The 17,632-nt window shown below is 61.5% G+C and carries 17 protein-coding genes; 5 read left to right on the forward strand and 12 right to left on the reverse strand.

Annotated features, from left to right (window positions below; all coding sequences use genetic code 11):
- Genes HG264_RS11430 through HG264_RS11440 form a run of 3 tightly spaced genes read left to right on the forward strand, consistent with a single transcriptional unit; the run spans position 1 to position 4,308 of the window.
- Complete coding sequence (locus HG264_RS11430) at positions 1–1,905, forward strand: glycosyltransferase family 2 protein (protein ID WP_169407770.1); 1,905 nt, start codon at positions 1–3, stop codon at positions 1,903–1,905.
- Positions 1,853–3,376 (forward strand): hypothetical protein, encoded by a 1,524-nt coding sequence (locus HG264_RS11435; RefSeq protein WP_169407772.1) that lies wholly within the window; start codon positions 1,853–1,855, stop codon positions 3,374–3,376. Before HG264_RS11430 ends, HG264_RS11435 begins: the two co-directional genes overlap by 53 nt.
- The gene (locus HG264_RS11440) at positions 3,343–4,308 is read left to right on the forward strand and encodes a hypothetical protein (RefSeq protein WP_218572985.1); all 966 of its coding nucleotides are present in this window, start codon (positions 3,343–3,345) and stop codon (positions 4,306–4,308) included. The genes HG264_RS11435 and HG264_RS11440 overlap by 34 nt, the downstream gene beginning before the upstream one ends.
- Here HG264_RS11440 and HG264_RS11445 read toward each other — a convergent pair.
- Complete coding sequence (locus HG264_RS11445) at positions 4,298–6,421, reverse strand: bifunctional diguanylate cyclase/phosphodiesterase (RefSeq protein WP_169407773.1); 2,124 nt, start codon at positions 6,419–6,421, stop codon at positions 4,298–4,300. The genes HG264_RS11440 and HG264_RS11445 overlap by 11 nt on opposite strands.
- Before the next feature lie 327 nt (positions 6,422–6,748).
- Between HG264_RS11445 and HG264_RS11450 the strand changes: the two genes are divergently transcribed.
- Together HG264_RS11450 and HG264_RS11455 are read left to right on the forward strand one after the other, a co-directional pair.
- The gene (locus tag HG264_RS11450; protein ID WP_169407775.1) at positions 6,749–7,810 is read left to right on the forward strand and encodes a nitronate monooxygenase family protein; all 1,062 of its coding nucleotides are present in this window, start codon (positions 6,749–6,751) and stop codon (positions 7,808–7,810) included.
- Positions 7,811–7,947: 137 nt separating this feature from the next.
- Positions 7,948–8,238: a DUF2218 domain-containing protein gene (locus HG264_RS11455; RefSeq protein WP_169407777.1), complete on the forward strand. Its 291-nt coding sequence runs from the start codon at positions 7,948–7,950 to the stop codon at positions 8,236–8,238.
- A 10-nt stretch (positions 8,239–8,248) separates the two neighbouring features.
- On the opposite strand, the gene HG264_RS11460 is transcribed toward HG264_RS11455, so the two are convergent.
- The 11 genes from HG264_RS11460 to HG264_RS11510 are packed head-to-tail and all read right to left on the reverse strand — an operon-like array spanning position 8,249 to position 17,621.
- Positions 8,249–8,989, reverse strand: coding sequence for an adenosylcobinamide-GDP ribazoletransferase (locus tag HG264_RS11460; protein WP_169407779.1), 741 nt, complete (start codon positions 8,987–8,989; stop codon positions 8,249–8,251).
- Positions 8,990–9,011: 22 nt separating this feature from the next.
- Positions 9,012–9,551 (reverse strand): alpha-ribazole phosphatase family protein, encoded by a 540-nt coding sequence (gene cobC / locus HG264_RS11465; RefSeq protein ID WP_169407780.1) that lies wholly within the window; start codon positions 9,549–9,551, stop codon positions 9,012–9,014.
- Positions 9,548–10,609, reverse strand: coding sequence for a nicotinate-nucleotide--dimethylbenzimidazole phosphoribosyltransferase (gene cobT, locus HG264_RS11470; RefSeq protein WP_169407782.1), 1,062 nt, complete (start codon positions 10,607–10,609; stop codon positions 9,548–9,550). The genes cobC and cobT overlap by 4 nt, the downstream gene beginning before the upstream one ends.
- Positions 10,602–11,126 carry a bifunctional adenosylcobinamide kinase/adenosylcobinamide-phosphate guanylyltransferase gene (cobU, locus tag HG264_RS11475; RefSeq protein ID WP_169407784.1) on the reverse strand — a complete coding sequence of 175 codons (525 nt, stop codon included), beginning with the start codon at positions 11,124–11,126 and terminating at the stop codon, positions 10,602–10,604. The genes cobT and cobU overlap by 8 nt, the downstream gene beginning before the upstream one ends.
- Entirely contained in the window at positions 11,123–12,580 is a 1,458-nt protein-coding gene (locus HG264_RS11480) for a cobyric acid synthase (protein WP_169407785.1), read from the reverse strand. The genes cobU and HG264_RS11480 overlap by 4 nt, the downstream gene beginning before the upstream one ends.
- Complete coding sequence (gene cobD, locus HG264_RS11485; RefSeq protein ID WP_169407786.1) at positions 12,568–13,569, reverse strand: threonine-phosphate decarboxylase CobD; 1,002 nt, start codon at positions 13,567–13,569, stop codon at positions 12,568–12,570. Before cobD ends, HG264_RS11480 begins: the two co-directional genes overlap by 13 nt.
- Complete coding sequence (gene cbiB / locus HG264_RS11490; protein WP_256663663.1) at positions 13,562–14,470, reverse strand: adenosylcobinamide-phosphate synthase CbiB; 909 nt, start codon at positions 14,468–14,470, stop codon at positions 13,562–13,564. The genes cobD and cbiB overlap by 8 nt, the downstream gene beginning before the upstream one ends.
- A gap of 34 nt (positions 14,471–14,504) precedes the next feature.
- Entirely contained in the window at positions 14,505–15,152 is a 648-nt protein-coding gene (gene bluB / locus HG264_RS11495) for a 5,6-dimethylbenzimidazole synthase (RefSeq protein ID WP_169407788.1), read from the reverse strand.
- Positions 15,149–16,441 carry a cobyrinate a,c-diamide synthase gene (locus HG264_RS11500; protein ID WP_169407789.1) on the reverse strand — a complete coding sequence of 431 codons (1,293 nt, stop codon included), beginning with the start codon at positions 16,439–16,441 and terminating at the stop codon, positions 15,149–15,151. The genes bluB and HG264_RS11500 overlap by 4 nt, the downstream gene beginning before the upstream one ends.
- On the reverse strand, positions 16,438–17,049 hold the full coding sequence (gene cobO / locus HG264_RS11505) for a cob(I)yrinic acid a,c-diamide adenosyltransferase (RefSeq protein ID WP_169407790.1): 612 nt from the start codon (positions 17,047–17,049) through the stop codon (positions 16,438–16,440). Before cobO ends, HG264_RS11500 begins: the two co-directional genes overlap by 4 nt.
- Positions 17,046–17,621 carry a hypothetical protein gene (locus HG264_RS11510; RefSeq protein WP_169407792.1) on the reverse strand — a complete coding sequence of 192 codons (576 nt, stop codon included), beginning with the start codon at positions 17,619–17,621 and terminating at the stop codon, positions 17,046–17,048. Before HG264_RS11510 ends, cobO begins: the two co-directional genes overlap by 4 nt.
- Positions 17,622–17,632: the final 11 nt, after the last annotated feature.

Consider the following 17,632-nt stretch of genomic DNA (forward strand, 5'->3'; position numbering starts at 1 on the left):
ATGTCTCTCGGCAGTAACGCTTTTGCCGTCGGACGCGTGCCGGATTCCGCTGCGCTGCATACGCCGATCGGGCAGAGCATGCTGGACGCGGGACTGCTGCAACCCGAGCAGCTGGAAACCGCGCTGCGCCTGCAGAAACGCTGGAACTCCCGGCTGGGTGACATCGTCCTCGCGCACCGCTGGGTCAGCGCTTTCTCGTTCTATCGCTTGCTGTCCGCGCAGTTTGGTCTGAGCTTCGTGAATCTGCTGGAAAAGCCGGTGGAAGTGAGCGTGGACCGTGCGCTGTTCCCCGAGTTCGCGCAGCGTCTGGCTATTCCGTGGCGGCGTCAGTACGGCAATCTGGTGATCGCAGTAGCCGATCCGACCCCCGAGGTGTTCGAGTGGGCGCGCAAGACCTTCGGCGAAGATGTGCTCTTTGTCGGCACCTCCAAGTTCGACATTCTCTGGAGTCTGCAACAGGGCGCAGAGCACCAACTGACCAGCGACGCCCTGAATCTGCTGGCTGAGCGCACGCCCGAGCATTCCGCACGCCAGGTCATTACCCAGCCTCAACTGCTGGCGCTCTATCTGCTGGCGAGCCTGACCTTGCTGGGTCTGGCGTTCTTTCCGGTAAGCACCATCATCACCATCAACGCACTGATCACTGTGGCCTTTCTGGCCACCTTCGGTCTGCGCTTTGCGCTGGTATGGTTTGGCGCCAAACGGCGCATCGATATCAAGATCACCGACGAGGAGCTTGCCGAGCTGCCGGAGGATGATCTGCCTGTGTACACGGTGCTGGTGCCCATGTACAAGGAACCCGAGGTACTGCCGATCATTACCAGCGCCCTGCGCAATCTTGACTATCCAACCTCCAAGCTGGATATCAAGCTGGTGCTTGAAGAGGATGACAGCGACACCATCGAGGCCGCCAAGGAGCTGGGACTGGAGGCGATATTCGAGATCATCCGCGTACCGCCTTCACACCCCAAGACCAAGCCCAAGGCCTGTAATTATGCGCTGCAGTTTGCCCGCGGCGAGCTGATCACCATCTACGATGCCGAAGACAAACCCGAGCCCGATCAGCTCAAGCGCGCCGTTCTCGCATTCCGCAAGGCTGACCCGAACGTTGCCTGCATCCAGGCCCGCCTGAATTACTACAACGCGCACGAGAACTGGCTGAGCCGCATGTTCGCGCTGGAATACACCCTCTGGTTCGACTTCTACCTGCCGGCGCTGGAACACCTTCGCATCCCCATTCCGCTGGGTGGCACCTCCAACCATTTCCGCCTCGAAGTCTTGCGCGGCGTGAATGCGTGGGATCCCTACAACGTTACCGAGGACGCCGACCTCGGCGTGCGCATGACCCAACGCGGCTACCGCGTCAGCGTGGTCAACTCGACCACCTACGAAGAAGCCAACGTCAGCGTGCCCAACTGGATCCGCCAGCGTTCGCGCTGGTTCAAGGGTTACATGCAGACCTGGCTGGTGCACATGCGCGACCCGGTGCATCTTTACCGGTCAACCGGCTTTCGCGGCTTCTGGGGCTTCCAGTTCTTTATTGGCGGCAACTTTCTCACCGCCCTGGCCGCACCATTGCTATGGGCTATCTACTTCGTCTGGCTGTTCGCCGGGATTCGTCTGTTTGACGTGGCCTTCCCGCCGGCCCTGCTCTACCTGAGCGTACTGAACCTGCTGCTGGGTAACGGCTTTTTCATCTACATGACGTTGGTGGCGGGCTTCAAGCATGACTATTACCGCCTGACGCCCTACGCACTAACGGTCCCTGTGTACTGGATGCTGCAATCCATCGCGGCGTACAAGGGGCTCTGGCAGCTCATTCGCAAACCCTTCTACTGGGAAAAGACGACCCATGGCATCAGCAAGTACATGGCTGACGAGCGTAAGGCCGCGCTGGAAGAGTAACGCGGGCTTTCCGAGCGGCCTGCTGGTCTTTCTGCTTGCGCTACTGGCGCTGGCAGCATTGTGCGCGCACATACTCGGCAACGGATACCAGGGTAGCGACGCGCTGGCACGCTACGCCCGCGTGCTGATCATGCGCGACGCATCGAAGCTCTATATTGAAGATGTGGGGTTTCTCTCGCCGCAGGTCTCGCCCTACCTGACCCTGTTGCTCAGCGGTATCCCGGGCATCAGCCTGACGCGTGTGCCCTATCTGCTCGACATCCTGGTCGCTTCACTGTTTGTCACGCTGGTCTGGCGTGATCTGAACAAGTCCCATGGTCTTATATTCGCAACGCTGTGGACCGCACTGCTGGCTGCGCACCCGTTCTTTCTCTGGACCGCGCTATCCGGTCAGGATCTGGCGCTGGGGCTGCTGTGTTTTTACGGACTGAGCCGATCACTGCGTCGCTTTCGCAACGATCCTGAAGTGTTCAGCTATCTGCGTTTCGCAGGCTGGCTGTGCCTGCTGTTTTTTGTCGATACCCGCGCCATGTTTATCGCCGTGGCGCTGGCACCCTGGCTGGTGCTGATCGCACCGCCTTCATTGCTGAGGCGCGCACCGCTGGCGTTTTATCTGGTCTGCTATGTGCCCTTTGTGTTTGCGGTGCTCGGCTGGGCCTATCTGAACTGGCTGTTCTTCAACGATGCGCTGATCTTTCTCAAGCAGACCGGCTCGGCATTCCGTGGCGGATTCGAATCAACGCCCTATCTACCCTGGCTGCTGGAGTTCGGCGGGCAGTGGTGGGTGCCGCTGATATGGCTCACAGCGGCAGGCGTGATGGCGTTCCCTTCGCTGTTGCTGGCACCCTGGAATGTCCGGCCCCGCGCCTGGGTCGGTCCGGTGATCATCGCCTGCGTCACTGTCTGCGCCGGCGCCATGGCGACACTGGTGTGGTACACATCCGAACCGGTGGAATTTCTCGCCCTGCTGCTGGCCGCCGCAGCGCTGGGACTGCGTGAGATGCAGCGCCAGCGAACGGTCGTTACCGCCTTGCTGCTGGCCGGCATTCCCCTTGGCTGGATAGTCATGCAACAAATGCCGTCACCGGATATGCAGCCCTGGACCCAGGCGCTGCGCGAGCGCGTACCGGCGCCCATTACTGACGAGGCATTGGTAGGCGTATGGCTGGCGGATTCATCCCTGCCCACGCTTATTGATGATCAGACAGGTTACGCGGTCATCGCTGCGCGCGGCAACGGCCGCAACCTGATCCTGCCTTTCAGCGATCGATACAAACTGGCGATGGCGACACCCGATCGAATGCCGCCGCAGATCGTGGTGGCCGAACCGGGCAGCCAGCAGACGATGGAAGATGCAAGCAACCTACATTTCCCCGGGCTTTGGGCCCACGGCCGTCCGGGATATCAACTAGCGTATGAACGAGGGGCATGGCGGGTATGGCAAAAAGAAAACTTATCGCGCTTGCGTTGATCTTGCTCCCTGCATTGGGTTTTGCACAGGAAACCGAAATGTGGATGGGCGCCAACGTCAAGATATCCGGTGACGCCCAGTGGGGCAGCGATGCGGCTCAGGAGTCGTTGGAACGCCTCGCTGCAAGCGGAGCCGAGAAAGCCCTGCTGGTTGCCTTCATGTGGCAGGCCGAGCCCGACTCGAACGATCCGGTGATCGGCGGCGACAGCAGCCCCGAGCTGGTTGCAGCGGGCCTGCGACAGATGCGCGACGCCGGGCTCGATCCGATCCTCAAGGTGCACCTGTGGATTCCCGAGAGCTGGGCCGGCGAAGCCGCTCCCACCGACCGCATGGCCTGGTTCCATGCCTATCGGGATGGCTTGCTGAAACTGGCCAAGGTCGCAGAGGATGAAGGCGCTGAAGCGCTGGTGGTCGGCAGCGAACTGCGCCAGTTGCAGAACTCCGGTTACTGGCAACCGGTGGTGACCGCGGTACGCAAGGTATATTCCGGCCCCATCGCTTACGTGACACATAGTCTGGAAAGCGCTGAGCAATTCCGTTATTGGACGCTGTTCGATGTCGTCGCCACCAGCCTCTATGCAGAGCTATCGACCGACCAGGAAACCCGCGGCGAGGAGATGCGCAAGATGGCTGACCGTTTGTACACGTTGGGCCAGCGTGCCCAGCGCCGGGTTTGGGTCGCAGAGCTCGGCCTGCGCTCCGCCACCGGTAGCCTCTCCGCGCCCTGGGAAAGTCCCGAGGAGCGCGAGTTGCCCGTCGATCTCGGCTTGCAGAACGAGGTACTGACCAGCTGGCGCGATGCCCTGGACGAAACCGGCAAGATAGATGGTTTGGCAATCTGGGCCTGGTATACCGACCCGAACGCCGGCGGCGTGAATGACACCGACTTCACCATTCAGAACAAACCGGCGCAGGAGATATTCAAGCGGTGATCGGCTCGGGGCGTTCCGCCTCGGCTACCTTCGCCACTGTGGCTGCCCAGTGCAGAAATTCATCCTGTGGCACCGGACGGCTAATCAGAAAGCCCTGAATATGATCGCAATGACGCTCCCTGAGAAAATCTTTCTGGGAGGTCGTCTCCACTCCTTCGGCCGTGACGGTGATACCCAGCGTGTGCGCCAGTCGAATAACCGCTGAAGCAATGGCGTCATCGTCTTCATCCAGCGTCAGGTCGCTGACAAAGGTGCGATCCAGCTTCAGCGTGTCGACGTCGAACCGCTTGAGATAGGCCAGTGATGAGTAACCGGTGCCGAAGTCATCAATGGCAACCCGCACGCCAAGATCGTTGAGCTCAAGCAAGGCCGCAGCACTGCCGCGATCATCGACCAGCACGCTTTCGGTCACTTCGATTTCCAGCAGGTCGGGTGGCAGTCCGGTCCACTTCAGCGTGTCCTTCACCGTTGCGACGAAATCGTTATGACGCAGCTGGTGCACCGACAGGTTGACCGCCACGCGGACCCCGGGCAAGCCGTTGGCTTGCCAGCTGGCAGCCGCTGCGCAGGCTTGCTGCAGTACCCAGCGGCCAACCGGGACGATCAGGCGCAAATCCTCCAGCAGCGGAATGAATTCAACCGGACTGACTTCTTCGCCCTCGGGAAACCAGCGCAGCAGAGCCTCGGCGCTGTTCAGCCTACCGGACTCGGTATGCAGCTGCGGCTGGAAATACAGCTCGAATTCGCCGCGCTCCAGCGCCCTGCGCAACCCGTGTTCCAGCTGGAAACGCCGATCCGCCTGGCGATTGAGTTCCTCAGTATAGAAACTGTAACCATCGCGGCCATGTTCCTTGGCCCGGTACATGGCCGCATCGGCGCTCTTGAGCAAGGAGTCGACATCCTTGGCATCGCCCGGATACAGCGCGATGCCCAGACTAGTTGAGACCGATACATCGCGGGCGCCGAGGTTGAACTTGTCATCGAAGCCCTTGAGCAGCTGCTCCACCACGTGGATGATCTGGTGAGTGTCGGTGATGTCTTCGAGAATGATGGTGAATTCATCACCGCCCAGGCGTGCAACCGTATCGGAGGAGCGCAGCAGGCTGGTCAACCGTTGCGCGACCTGAATCAGCAGCTCATCCCCGGCGGCATGGCCCAGCGCGTCATTGATCCATTTGAAGCGATCCAGGTCCAGAAACAGCAGGGCCACGGATTGCCCGCTGCGGTTGGCATGGCTGATCGCGTGCTGCAGACGATCCTGAAACAGATACCTGTTTGGTAGCTTGGTGAGGTGATCGTAGTTGGCCAGATGGGCCAGCCGTTCCTCGGTCAGGCGTCGCTCGGTAATATCGCGAATGGTGCCTACCGCCCGGTGGTCCCGAGTCTCGGGGTCGAGAAAATGCTCGCCCTGAAACTCGATCAGGCGCTGCTCGCCACCCTGAACGTTCGTTTTCAGCTCCAGGGTTTGCGGAACGGCTTCGTAATCCGTGCTGAAGAAGGTTCGCAAACGTGCCTGGGATTCCGCGTCGAATACCTTCACCAGACTTGCCAGCGGAGCCTCGCTTAGTGCGTGCTCGACCTGCAGGATGCGATTGAGCTGGTGTGACCAGAGCAGGCTGTCGTCCTGCGCGTTCCATTCCCAGCTGGCCAGCCCGGCGATCTGCTGGGCGCGTAACAGGGCCCGGCGATTCTCCGCCAGATCTTTCGACATCGCATCCAACAGGTCCAGCACGATGCCCAGCCCCTGGTATTGACCATGCTCGTCGATAAAAATGAAATCTTCAGTAACAGGATATTGTACGTGGGTGGTCACGGAGCCAGCGGCCTCCTCGATGCTCAGGGACAAGGGGATCAGCAATGGAGAGCTGTTCATGACATCGGTCACCGGCCTGCGGCCCCAGAGCTCCCTGCCATAGCGCTGCAGGAAAATATCCTGCAGCCGGTAACGGCTCACCGTTCCGAGCGGACGGTTGGCGCAGTCGACAACCGCGAGGGAGAGAAACCGCTGGTTACTCAAAACCAATATGCGTTCCGCAACCTCGCTTATCTTCATCTCAGGATGAAGGGTGTCCGCCTGCTTGAGCAGGCGGGACAGATCTTTTTTGGCCGACACGTACTGCCCCTATTGATGACAAGTCGAGCATTAAAACAGTGGCCAATTGCAATTACGTGACAGGGCTTTGATTTAGAAAGAAACCCAGCCTTTGTCGGCGCGTCCGAACCCGGCCCGAGCCGCACGCCAACCAACCTCGCGCGGCCAGCCGCTCCCCGGGCGTGTAGTGCGCCTTGCGCTACACCAGCTCCGTGGAAACATCAAACTGACGAAAAAAAACCGGTTTCAACCCAGACGACTTTTTTGCGCATACCTATATCGCGCCGTGTCGCCACGACGAATTTTTCCTACAATCGATGCCACCCCCACGCAGCCAACCGGTGACCTATGACTCAACGCGCAGACATCCTCAACTTTCTGAACATTCAACACCCGATTATCCAGGCACCGATGGTCGGCGTTTCAACGCCGGAGCTGGCGGCTGCGGTGTCCAACGCTGGCGCGCTGGGTTCGATTGGCTTAGGTGGCAGCAAGCCAGAACAGGCTCGCGAGCTGATCCAGAAAACCCGTGCGCTGACCGATGCGCCGTTCAACGTCAATCTGTTTTGTCACCGCCCGCCGGTAGCCAGGCCGGAGGTCGAGAAAGCCTGGCTGGATTATCTGGCCCCGCTGTTTGCTGAATATGGCGCCGAGCCGCCCGCTTCCATTAGCGAGCCCTACCCCAGCTTTCTTGCGTCGGAGGATATGTTGAAGGTTCTGCTGGAAGAGCGCCCTGCCATTGCCAGCTTTCACTTCGGCTTGCCGCCGAACGATTGGATCGAGCAACTGAAAGACGCCGGAATCAAGACTTTTGCCTGCGTCACCACAGCCGCCGAAGCCAGGCTGGCCGAGGCGGCGAAGGTCGACGCGCTGATTGCCCAGGGAGCCGAAGCTGGCGGACACCGAGGCGTTTTTGACCCGGAGGATGACCAGCTGATCGGCACCTTCGCCCTGGTATCGGTACTGGCCGGGATGACCGATCTGCCGATTGTCGCCGCCGGTGGCATCATGAACGGCAGCAGTATTGTCGCCGCGCTGAACCTGGGCGCCAGCGCTGTGCAGATGGGCACGGCGTTCGTATCCTGCCCGGAGTCCTCGGCCAACGAGCAATACCGGCAGGCGCTGCAAAGTGAACGCACCCAGCGGACTGCTATCAGCATGGATATTTCAGGTCGGCCAGCACGCGGAATGATCAACCGGATGTTCACGGAAGTTGGCGGCGCTAACGCACCCACACGACCGGACTACCCCACCGCGTACGTCGCGACCAAAGCGCTGAGTACAGCGGCCAACAACCAGGGCGACTACGATTTTGCCGTGCAATGGGCGGGGCAAGGCGCTCCCTTGGCACGGGCCATGCCAGCGGCGGAGCTGGTCGAAGTGTTGGTGCGGGAGATGCAAACAGACTGAACCATCCATGAGTGGAGCCGGAGTGCACGCTAGACGTCATTGCCGTTCTTGTTGAGAAGGGTTATCATTTACAGCTTATGGCTGGCCGAAATCCTTTTGTCGATGCGTGCCGGCCCTCTTCTTTCAGGAGACAGCCTATGCTCAGCTCAATCAGCGAAGTCAGCACCGCCTCTGCCAGTACCAACCTCAAGAAACTGTGTCGCCACCTCAGTCACAAGGTCGAGGTGACCTTCGACGACGCGCACGGCGAGGTCCTATTCCCCTTCGGCAGCAAAGGATTACTGGATGCGACCAACGGGCTGCTGCGGATGACAATCGAAGCAAACGACCAGGAAGCGCTCGACCGCACTGAACAGGTCATGGCCGACCATCTGGTGCGCTTTGCGTCCCGGGAAACGCTGGTTGTGCAGTGGCAGCGTCAGAACTGAGCCGACTCGTTCATAATCCAAAGGGCCCGTTGGCCCACACCAGAGCCACCAGCGCCAGCGCCTCACCCAGCTCGACCAGAGCGCCGGCGGTATCACCGGTAGTCCCGCCGATGCGCCGTTTGAGGAGAGCGCGGTAGATCACAGCGAACAACAACACCACGACCAGCCAGGTGAATCCACCGATGATCAGCATGGCGAAGCCGTGGACGAAGAGCACCGCCGGCAGCCAGCCACGCGGCATGTGCTCGTATATGGATTCCCCCAGGCCGCCGGGGCGCACATAGGGAGTGGTCTGCAACAGTGCCGGCAATAGCCAGCGCCCTATCCAGGGCGCTACCAGCAGCACCCACCAGAGATTGGATTCGATAACGGTGATCAGCGCTGCGTACTTCACCAGCAGAACCAGCAATAGCGCCAATACACCCATCGGACCGCAATTAGGGTCCTTCATGATTGCCAGGGTGCGTTCGCGATCACCGCGCCCACCCACCCAGGCATCAGCAGTGTCGGCCAACCCGTCCAGATGCAGCCCACCGGTAATCAGCACCCAGAAACTCAGCAGCAGGGCTGCCTGCAAGGCAATCGGCAAGTCTGCGAGCAGCCACTGCAGCACAATCAACAGCAAGCCGATGACCAGCCCCACCACCGGATACCAGAGCAGCGAGGCCCCCGATTCTTCCCCCTGCGGCGGCCGTCGCAGCCGGATCGGCAGGATGGTCAAAAATTGCAGGGCGATCATCATTGGGGTCATGCGGAACTCTCCGTAACGCGGGTCAACAGGTGTAGCGGATCAACTGGCCGTGGCTTACCTCAACCTGTAACAGGTCACGATCCGGCAATGACCGGGCCCGGGCCAGCAACAGACGCATGACACCGGCATGGCTGACGATCAGAACACGCCGGCCAGCATACGCGTCTTGCAACCCGGCCATGGCGTTCAGTACCCGTAGCCTGAACGCTGCAACCGGCTCTCCGCCCGGGGGCGTGAAGGCGTAGGGATCATCCCAGAAACGTGCCAGCAAATCTGCCTGATCCTGCATCAGATCTCGTGGGTGTCGCCCCTCCCATTCGCCGAAGTGCAGCTCGCGCAAGTCAGGTTGGATATCCCATGCGACTCCCCGTTGCTGCGCCAGTTCGGCAGCGAACCTTGCGCAGCGCTGCAAAGGCGAGCTGACGATCAGATCCCACTTGAGGTTTTCGCGAACCGCCTGGCGCATCTGCTCCCAGCCGGTCTCGGTCAGTGCATCATCCAGACTGCCGCGGAAGCCACCGCCGGATTCGGTTTCGCCGTGGCGCAGCAGATCGACAATCATGCCTTGGTGCTTCCGGAAACCGCCGCCTCGTCGAAGGTGGTCATTTCATTGTGCAGGGTGCAAGCCAGCCGCAGCAGCGGTATCGCCATGGCCGCGCCACTGGCCTCACCCAGGCGCATGCCCAATTGAAGCAGCGGCCGTGCATCAAGGGCAGTCAGCAATACCGCATGGCCCGGTTCTGCGCTTTGATGGGCAAACAGCAACCAGGGCCGGCACGATGGGTTGAGGCGTACCGCGCATAGAGCCGCGACCGTGCAGATATAGCCATCCACCAATACCGGCACGCCGTACTGCGAGGCCGCGATATAGGCACCGACCAACGCTGCGATTTCCAGCCCGCCAACACAGGCCAGCGCATCGAAGGGATCGGCTAGCCGCGCCGCATGCAGCTGCAATCCACGCTCGATCACTTCGAGCTTATGCGCCACGCCCACAACGTCGAGACCGGTCCCTGCGCCGACCAGTTGCTGCGGCGCAATGTCAAGCAACGCACTGGCAAGAGCGCAGGCGCTGGTGGTATTGCCGATGCCCATCTCCCCGGCAATGTACAGATCGCAACAGCCACCAATAGCCGCTTCCACCAGCGCGTCTCTGCCGACATTCAATGCCTGCTGACATTGCGCTGTGGTCATGGCCACCCCACGGGTGAAGTTGGCCGTGCCGGGGGCGATGTGACGCTGGGTTACGCCAGGCGGGGGCTTTATCGGCTGCGCCAGGCCCAGGTCATAAACCCGTAACTGGGCATCCAGCGCGCGGGAAAGCACAGCGATCGCCGCGCCGCCCCCTGCGAAGTTATGCAGCATCTGGCCGGTAACAGCCTGGGGAAAAGCCGACACGCCCTCCTCCACCACGCCATGGTCGCCGGCAAAGATATCGATACACGGATAGTCGATCGCCGGGCGCGAACGACTCTGCAATGCGGCCAGCGTAACGGCCAGCTCCTCAAGCAGGCCCAGCGAGCCGGGGGGCTTGGTCAACTGGCTTTGACGCGCCAGGCTCTGCTGCTGGACCTGCACATTCACATGCTGAGCGTCGCGTTGCCACCATATCTCAGTCATGGCTTTTCCCCTTCAGCGTCATCGGCAAACCGGCCACACAGAAGGTCACCCTATCGCTCAATTGCGCCAGACTCTGATGCAACCAGCCGGCGGCATCAACATAGCGGCGGGTCAGCTCACCCATTGGCACCACGCCGAGCCCTGTTTCGTTACTCACCAGAATGACCTGTCCGGTCAACCCGGGGAGAATATCGAGCAGTTGCTGTTGTTCATTGGCCATGCGCTGCGGATCCGGGTCCAGCAACAGGTTGGTCAGCCAGAGCGTCAGGCAATCGACCAGCACGCACTGGTCGCTGGCGCAGGCGCGGCGCAACACATCAGCCAGTGCCAATGGCTCTTCAACCAACGCCCATTCCGCAGGGCGCTGCTGCTGATGCATGGCGATGCGCTCGACCATGGATGCGTCCAGTGCCTGACTGGTAGCGATGTAGGTAACGGGCAGGCCGGACGCGCGGGCGCGCTGTTCAGCCAGCCGGCTTTTGCCCGAGCGGGCGCCGCCGAGTATCAGCTCAATCAAGGATGTATTCCTAACAAGACATCAAGTCTTTCGGTGTCGAGATGGTTCTGGACCAGATCGGCGAGGCGGTCGATGTCGCGTGCTCGCAAGGCCGCGTAATCCTGTATTACCGGCGCATCGAGACCGGCCCATTGCAAAAGCGCGCGGCTGGCGTCGGGTGACTCAAACAGACCGTGCAAATAGGTGCCGGCAATGAGCTGATCAGCGCTGCGCGCGCCGTCGAGTCTTCCACCCTCGAGCTTAACCAGAGGCGAATCCAGAGCCGGGCCGGTGCTCACGCCGGCGTGTATTTCATAACCGCGTACGGTCGCCTGACCGAGCGTCAGATGTCCGCTCACTTGCGCCAGGCGCTTGTTCGCGTACAGAGTCGTGCTGAAATCCAGCAGTCCCAAACCGTCGGCGCTGCCGGGCGGCCCCTCCAGCCCCAGCGGATCATGGATCTGCGCGCCGAGCATCTGAAAGCCACCGCAGATGCCTAGAAGCCGACCGCCATAGCGGAGATGCCGTTTGATTGCGCTGTCCCAGCCCTGCTCACGCAAGATTTCGAGATCAGCCCGAACGCTCTTGGAGCCCGGCAGTATGATCAGATCGGCTGCCGGAATCGGCTCCCCAGCACACACCAGTTGCAAGTCGACCTGCGGATGCAGGCGCAGCGGATCGAAGTCGGTGTGATTGCTCATCCGTGGCAGCACCGGCACCACCACCTTGAGCGTGTGTTCGCATTTGTCCGGTTGCCGGGCATTGATGGCGTCTTCTGCTTCGAGATGCAGATCATGCAGGTAGGGCAATACGCCCAGCACCGCAATGCCAGTGCGCTGCTCCAGCCAGTCGATACCGGGTTGCAGCAGCGTAATATCCCCACGGAATCGATTGATCACGAAGCCCTTTACCCGCGCACGCTCACTCGGCGATAACAGCTCGAGCGTACCCACCAGATGGGCGAACACACCGCCCTTGTCGATATCGGCAATCAGCAGCACCGGACAATCCACCGCTTCGGCAAAGCCCATATTGGCGATATCGCCCTCGCGCAGATTGATTTCGGCCGGTGAGCCGGCACCTTCGACCATCACCACTCGATACTGGCTGGCGAGCCGAACATGTGAGTTGAGCACCGCCTGCATGGCTGTGGTTTTGTAGGCGTGGTATTCAATTGCATCCATGCAGCCGACCGCCTGACCCTGAATGATGACCTGCGCGCCGACATCGGTGTTGGGCTTGAGCAGCACCGGATTCATGTCGGTGTGCGGAGCCAGCCCTGCGGCTTCAGCCTGCACCGCCTGGGCGCGGCCGATCTCGCCACCGTCGACCGTTACCGCCGAATTGAGCGCCATGTTCTGTGGCTTGAACGGCGCGACCTTGATATCGCGCCGAGCCAGCCATCGACACAACGCCGTCACCAGCGTGCTCTTGCCGGCATCCGAGGTGGTGCCCTGGACCATTAACGTGGGCATCTCATCTCCGGGGAAAGTTGTGCCAGTGCAGATTCGAATCGTCTCCAGCCGGCCTCACTACCCGGCAGGCCGATGCGCAGTGCCGACAGCTGATCGAACGGCCGCGTCAGTATTCCTTGTTCGGCCAACGCCTGATGCAGCGCAGCAGCCCGGATATGCGGTATCCATTGAAATAATGCGCAGCCGCCCTGCGGTGCCAACCCATATGCAGTGAGCAAGCTCGCAAGGCGCTGGCTATCGGTATGCATCTGCTCGCGCCAGATTCTTTGGGTTGGTTTGTCTGCCAGCGCATGCCGCCCGACATGCCGAGCCGGCCCGCTGATGTTCCAGGGGCCTAATATCTCTGCGAGGCAAACAAGCAGCGATTGTTCGGCCAGCACAAAGCCCAGCCGCGCGCCGCCCAGCCCGAAAAACTTGCCCAGCGAGCGCAGCACAATCAGGCCGGGTGCGCTGGTGTAGGGCGCCAGACTGATTTCCGGGGTGGGATCTATGAAAGCTTCGTCCACGATCAGGCCGCCACCACGGCTGGCCAGTCGTACGTGCCAGTCCAATAATTGCTCCGGCGCAAAAAGACGGCCGGTCGGATTGTTCGGGTTGACCACCACCAGCACGTCGATATGGTCGAGCACCTCTTCGACCTCGTCATCGGCCAGAGCCAGTGGTGCAAACCCAGCGCGTCGCCAGGCATGGTGATGCTCGGCATAGCACGGCTCGACCAAGCCAACCCGCCGTCCCGGAAATAACGCCGGCAACGCCTGAATAGCCGCCTGGGAGCCGGCTATGGGGAGCAGGCTCTCGGCCTGATAATAATCGCGTGCAGCCTGCTCGAGACCGTCATCGCTCTCCGGGAGACGCTGCCATGCCTCAGCGGGTATCGAGGGCAACGGCCAGCTGTAGGGTGCCAGTCCAGTGGAGAGATCCAGCCAGTCATCCATTGGAATGCCATAGGTGATGGCTGCCTGACGCAGGCGCCCGCCGTGTTCAAGCAAGGTTCAATCCCCATAATGCCAGTGCGATCAGCACCCATAACACGACGCCGCAGCGCACCAGGCGCATTGCCCGAAAAATATCTACCGCACCGGGTGCCGGCCCGGCGCCGAGTAGAGGACGTTCATGCAAGACGCCGCCGTAAATCGCGGGCCCGCCTAGTTGCACACTCAATGCGCCCGCACCTGCGGCCATGACCGGACCGGCATTGGGACTGTCCCAGCGTGGTGCCTGCTCGCGCCAGCAGCGCAGCGCTAGCCGGGTCTTACCACACAGGGCATAGGTCAGCGCGACCAGCCGCGCCGGGACAAAATTCAACACATCGTCAATCCGCGCCGCGGCCCAGCCGAACTGCTGATAACGCGGATTGCGGTAGCCCCACATCGCATCGAGGGTATTGGCCAGTCGATACACCACCACCCCCGGTGCGCCCAGCACGGCAAACCAGAACAAGGCAGCAAAGACTGCATCGCTGCCATTTTCCAGAACCGACTCGGTGGTCGCTGCCGCCACGGCGGTTTCATCAAGCCCGCTAGTATTACGGCTGACGATCCGGCCAACGCATTCACGGGCGGCGTGAAGATCGCCCGTGGCCAAGGCGCGCACGACCGGTAACGCATGCTCGGACAGGCTACGCAACCCTATGGCCAGATACAGCAGTAACAGCTCGACCAGCCAGCCGATATCGGGAATCAGGCTGAGTAGCCAGGCCATCAGCGTGAGTGGCAATACCGCTAACGTCCAGGCGAAACACCCAGCCAAACGCTTCGATGTGCCGCGATTGAAGCGCCGTTCGAGGATGGATGCAAAAGCGCCAAACCCGACCAGCGGATGCCAGCGCCGGGGCTCGCCGAGCAACTGATCCAGCAGCAGCGCGGCCAGCATGATCGGCGCCATCAGCACATCCGCTCACAGCCAGGCATGTGTCGGGGCTGTGTCATGACTGGCCCCAACGGTCGGTGAATACCAGCTCATCCAACGGCCTACCCTGCGTCCATCCCAGCTCCTCCAGCATGGGGCGCGCGTAAAACGCATCGACCGGGCCCAGACAGAGCACCGCCACGGGCCGTGCGCCAGCAGGTATGTTCAACAATCGCGCCAGTGCCAGCGGATCGAACAGCGACACCCAGCCCATGCCCAAGCCTTCGGCGCGGGCGGCCAGCCACATATTCTGAATGGCGCAGGACAGCGAGGCCAGATCCATCTCCGGCAAGGTACGGCGGCCGAACACATGCGCTTCCCGGCCTTCCGGCAGCGCCGCAACCAACAGCTCGGCGCATTCGAGAATGCCTTCCACCTTGAGCCGCATAAAATCATCGCTGCGCTCACCCAGCGCTTCGGCAGTCAGACGGCGCTCGGCGTCAACCAGGCCATGAATGACCCGCCGCACAGCGAGATCCAGCACCCGGACAAATCGCCAGGGCTGCATCAGACCAACACTGGGCGCCTGATGCGCTGCCTGGAGCAGACGCGCCAGCTGTTCCGGCGCAACGCTGCCGCCGCTGAAGTGGCGCATGTCCCGACGCTCGCGGATGGCGCGATAAACCGCCTCGCGCTCGGCGGCAGAAAACGCCTGGCTATTCATGGCCGAAACAACGCTGCCGCGGCGTTGGGATCGCTTGGCAGATACAGATGGATATAGGACGCCGTCAGCCGCCCTACGCGGTAGACCGCTTCGGCGGTGCGCCGGTAGTTCGGGCATTCGCCACGCGCCAGCGGCTCCAACGCACAATCCAGCGAGGAATGGTGAAAGGTATGACCGCGCAACACGCCCTCTGGAAACGCAACCTGCTGCAGGGCCAGCGCGGCGAGGCACTTTTGCATGACTGCCTGCGCAGGCAGCAACCCGACCAGCTCGGCTGATAGACCTTCGGCATCGGTCAGCGTCTCACAGAGATAGAGCATCCCGCCGCACTCAGCCAGCATCGGCTTGCCGGCGCGGTGATGACGGCGGATCGCCTCCGCCAGCTCAGTGTTAGCCGACAGCTGCTGCAGATGCAGCTCCGGGTAACCGCCGGGCAGATACAGGCTATCAACATCGGGCAGCACGCTGTCGGCCAGCGGCGAAAAGAACACCAGCTCGGCGCCCATACGCTTCAGTAGATCGAGGTTGGTCTGATACAGAAACGCAAAGGCTGCATCGCGGGCGACGCCGATACGCACACCGGCGAGCAGCGGCTCCAGCTCTGCAACCGGCTCGCCTGCGAAGCGAACCGCCTCGGGCAACCGCGCACCTGCGCTGGCTTCCAACGCGTCCGCAGCGGCATCGAGGCGAACGTCAATGTCATCCACCTCGTCAGCCTGAACCAGACCCAGATGCCGGCTGGGCAACGCCAGCGCCGCATCGCGTAGTAAGGCGCCGTACCAGTGCATACCCTGGGGCAGACAGTCGCGCAGGATTTCAGCATGGCGGGTGCTGCCAAGCTTGTTTGCCAACACGCCGGCAAAGGGCAGATCGGGCTGGTAATGCGCCAGTCCGTGGGCCATGGCACCGAAGGTCTGCGCCATGCCGGAACCGTCAATAACCCCGAGAATCGGCACGCCAAAACGGCGCGCCAGATCCGCCGCCGAGGGCGTGCCATCGAACAACCCCATCACGCCTTCAATCAGGATCAGGTCGGCATCGCCCGCCGCCTGCCACAGCAATTGACGGCTATCGGCCTCCCCGGTCATCCACAGATCAAGCTGGTATACCGGGCGACCACTGGCGCGTTGCAGGATCATCGGATCGAGGAAATCCGGGCCGCATTTGAATACCTGTACACGTCGCCTCTGCCGGCTATGCATCCTTGCCAGCGCCGCAGTAATAGTGGTTTTGCCCTGGCCCGAGGCAGGTGCGGCGATCAACAAGGCCGGGCAGGAACGGGTATTCAAAATTCGATCCCCTGCTGCGCCTTGATGCCGGATTTGAAGGCATGCTTGACCATGCCCATCTCGGTCACCGTATCCGCTGCTTCAACCAACTCATCCGGCGCGCCGCGGCCGGTCACCACCACATGCTGATGCATCGGCCGCGAGGCGATATCGCGCAGCACCTGCTCAAGATCCAGATAGCGGTACTTGAGCGCGATATTCAACTCATCCAGCACCACCAGGCCCACCGCCGGATCACTCATCAACTCGACCGCCACCTCCCAGGCAGCGTGCGCCTTGGCGATATCGTCCTGGCGGTCCTGGGTCTCCCAGGTGAAGCCGGAGCCCATCACGTGGTAGCGCACCTCATCAGGAAAACGCCGGAAGAAGGTCTCCTCCCCGGTGCTGCTCGAGCCCTTGATGAACTGCACGATGCCGACCTGCATGCCATGGCCCAAAGCCCGCGCCGCCATGCCGAAGGCAGAGCTGCTTTTGCCCTTGCCGTTGCCGGTCAGCACCAGCAGCAGGCCGTGTTCGTCCTGCGCCTGGGCGATTTTTTCGTCCATCAGCGCCTTCTTGCGTTGCATGCGCAGGCGATGGCGCTCGTCGCGGCCGGGAATCTCGCTCATACCTTGTGATCTCCGGCCGCAACCTGCTGACCAGTGAGCAGGCGCAACGCTACGTACACCAGCGCAGCCAAACCTACATAGAGCGCCAGGGTGCTCAGGTATTGTGGATAGTAGGTGGCTATGCGTTCGAACATGCCGGTCATGGTCTGCGCGCTATGCCGACCCGACAGCCAATAGAAGCCACCGCTGGAAAACAGCTGACACACCAATGCACTGATCGCCACCGTGGGCACCAGAATCAGCAGACTGGAGACATGCTCACGGTGCCAGTGGGCATACAACCGACCGCCAAACCAGAGCGCGCCATAGGCCGGCACCAGCATCCAGTAGGCCCGCGTCATGCAATGGCTATCACTGGCCCAACCGGTCGACATCAGATCCATAACCAACGCCTGCAAAAACAACAACGGGAATGCCCAGCGCGGACGCAACAGCACCCCCGCCAGGAAGAACACCGCCCAGGACGCACTGGGCAGATTCACTGCACTGAAGTGACTGCCGCGACTGATTGCCATCAAGAGTACGAGTACAACGCCTACAGCCATCTGGCTGCGTTTGGATAGTGCCAACATAGTTTTCTCCT

The organism is Pseudomonas sp. gcc21, from assembly GCF_012844345.1.
In the GTDB taxonomy this organism is placed as follows: domain Bacteria; phylum Pseudomonadota; class Gammaproteobacteria; order Pseudomonadales; family Pseudomonadaceae; genus Halopseudomonas.

What these genes read in the sequence shown, in the direction of transcription:
- HG264_RS11460 (WP_169407779.1), bottom strand. Translation starts at nt 8,989, where the DNA reads ATGACCCCAATGATGATCGCCCTGCAATTTTTGACCATCCTGCCGATC.
- cobT (WP_169407782.1), bottom strand. Translation starts at nt 10,609, where the DNA reads ATGACTGAGATATGGTGGCAACGCGACGCTCAGCATGTGAATGTGCAG.
- cobC (WP_169407780.1), bottom strand. Translation starts at nt 9,551, where the DNA reads ATGATTGTCGATCTGCTGCGCCACGGCGAAACCGAATCCGGCGGTGGC.
- HG264_RS11430 (WP_169407770.1), top strand. Translation starts at nt 1, where the DNA reads ATGTCTCTCGGCAGTAACGCTTTTGCCGTCGGACGCGTGCCGGATTCC.
- HG264_RS11450 (WP_169407775.1), top strand. Translation starts at nt 6,749, where the DNA reads ATGACTCAACGCGCAGACATCCTCAACTTTCTGAACATTCAACACCCG.
- HG264_RS11440 (WP_218572985.1), top strand. Translation starts at nt 3,343, where the DNA reads ATGGCAAAAAGAAAACTTATCGCGCTTGCGTTGATCTTGCTCCCTGCA.
- cobO (WP_169407790.1), bottom strand. Translation starts at nt 17,049, where the DNA reads ATGAGCGAGATTCCCGGCCGCGACGAGCGCCATCGCCTGCGCATGCAA.
- HG264_RS11455 (WP_169407777.1), top strand. Translation starts at nt 7,948, where the DNA reads ATGCTCAGCTCAATCAGCGAAGTCAGCACCGCCTCTGCCAGTACCAAC.
- HG264_RS11510 (WP_169407792.1), bottom strand. Translation starts at nt 17,621, where the DNA reads ATGTTGGCACTATCCAAACGCAGCCAGATGGCTGTAGGCGTTGTACTC.
- HG264_RS11435 (WP_169407772.1), top strand. Translation starts at nt 1,853, where the DNA reads ATGGCATCAGCAAGTACATGGCTGACGAGCGTAAGGCCGCGCTGGAAG.
- bluB (WP_169407788.1), bottom strand. Translation starts at nt 15,152, where the DNA reads ATGAATAGCCAGGCGTTTTCTGCCGCCGAGCGCGAGGCGGTTTATCGC.
- HG264_RS11480 (WP_169407785.1), bottom strand. Translation starts at nt 12,580, where the DNA reads ATGCCCACGTTAATGGTCCAGGGCACCACCTCGGATGCCGGCAAGAGC.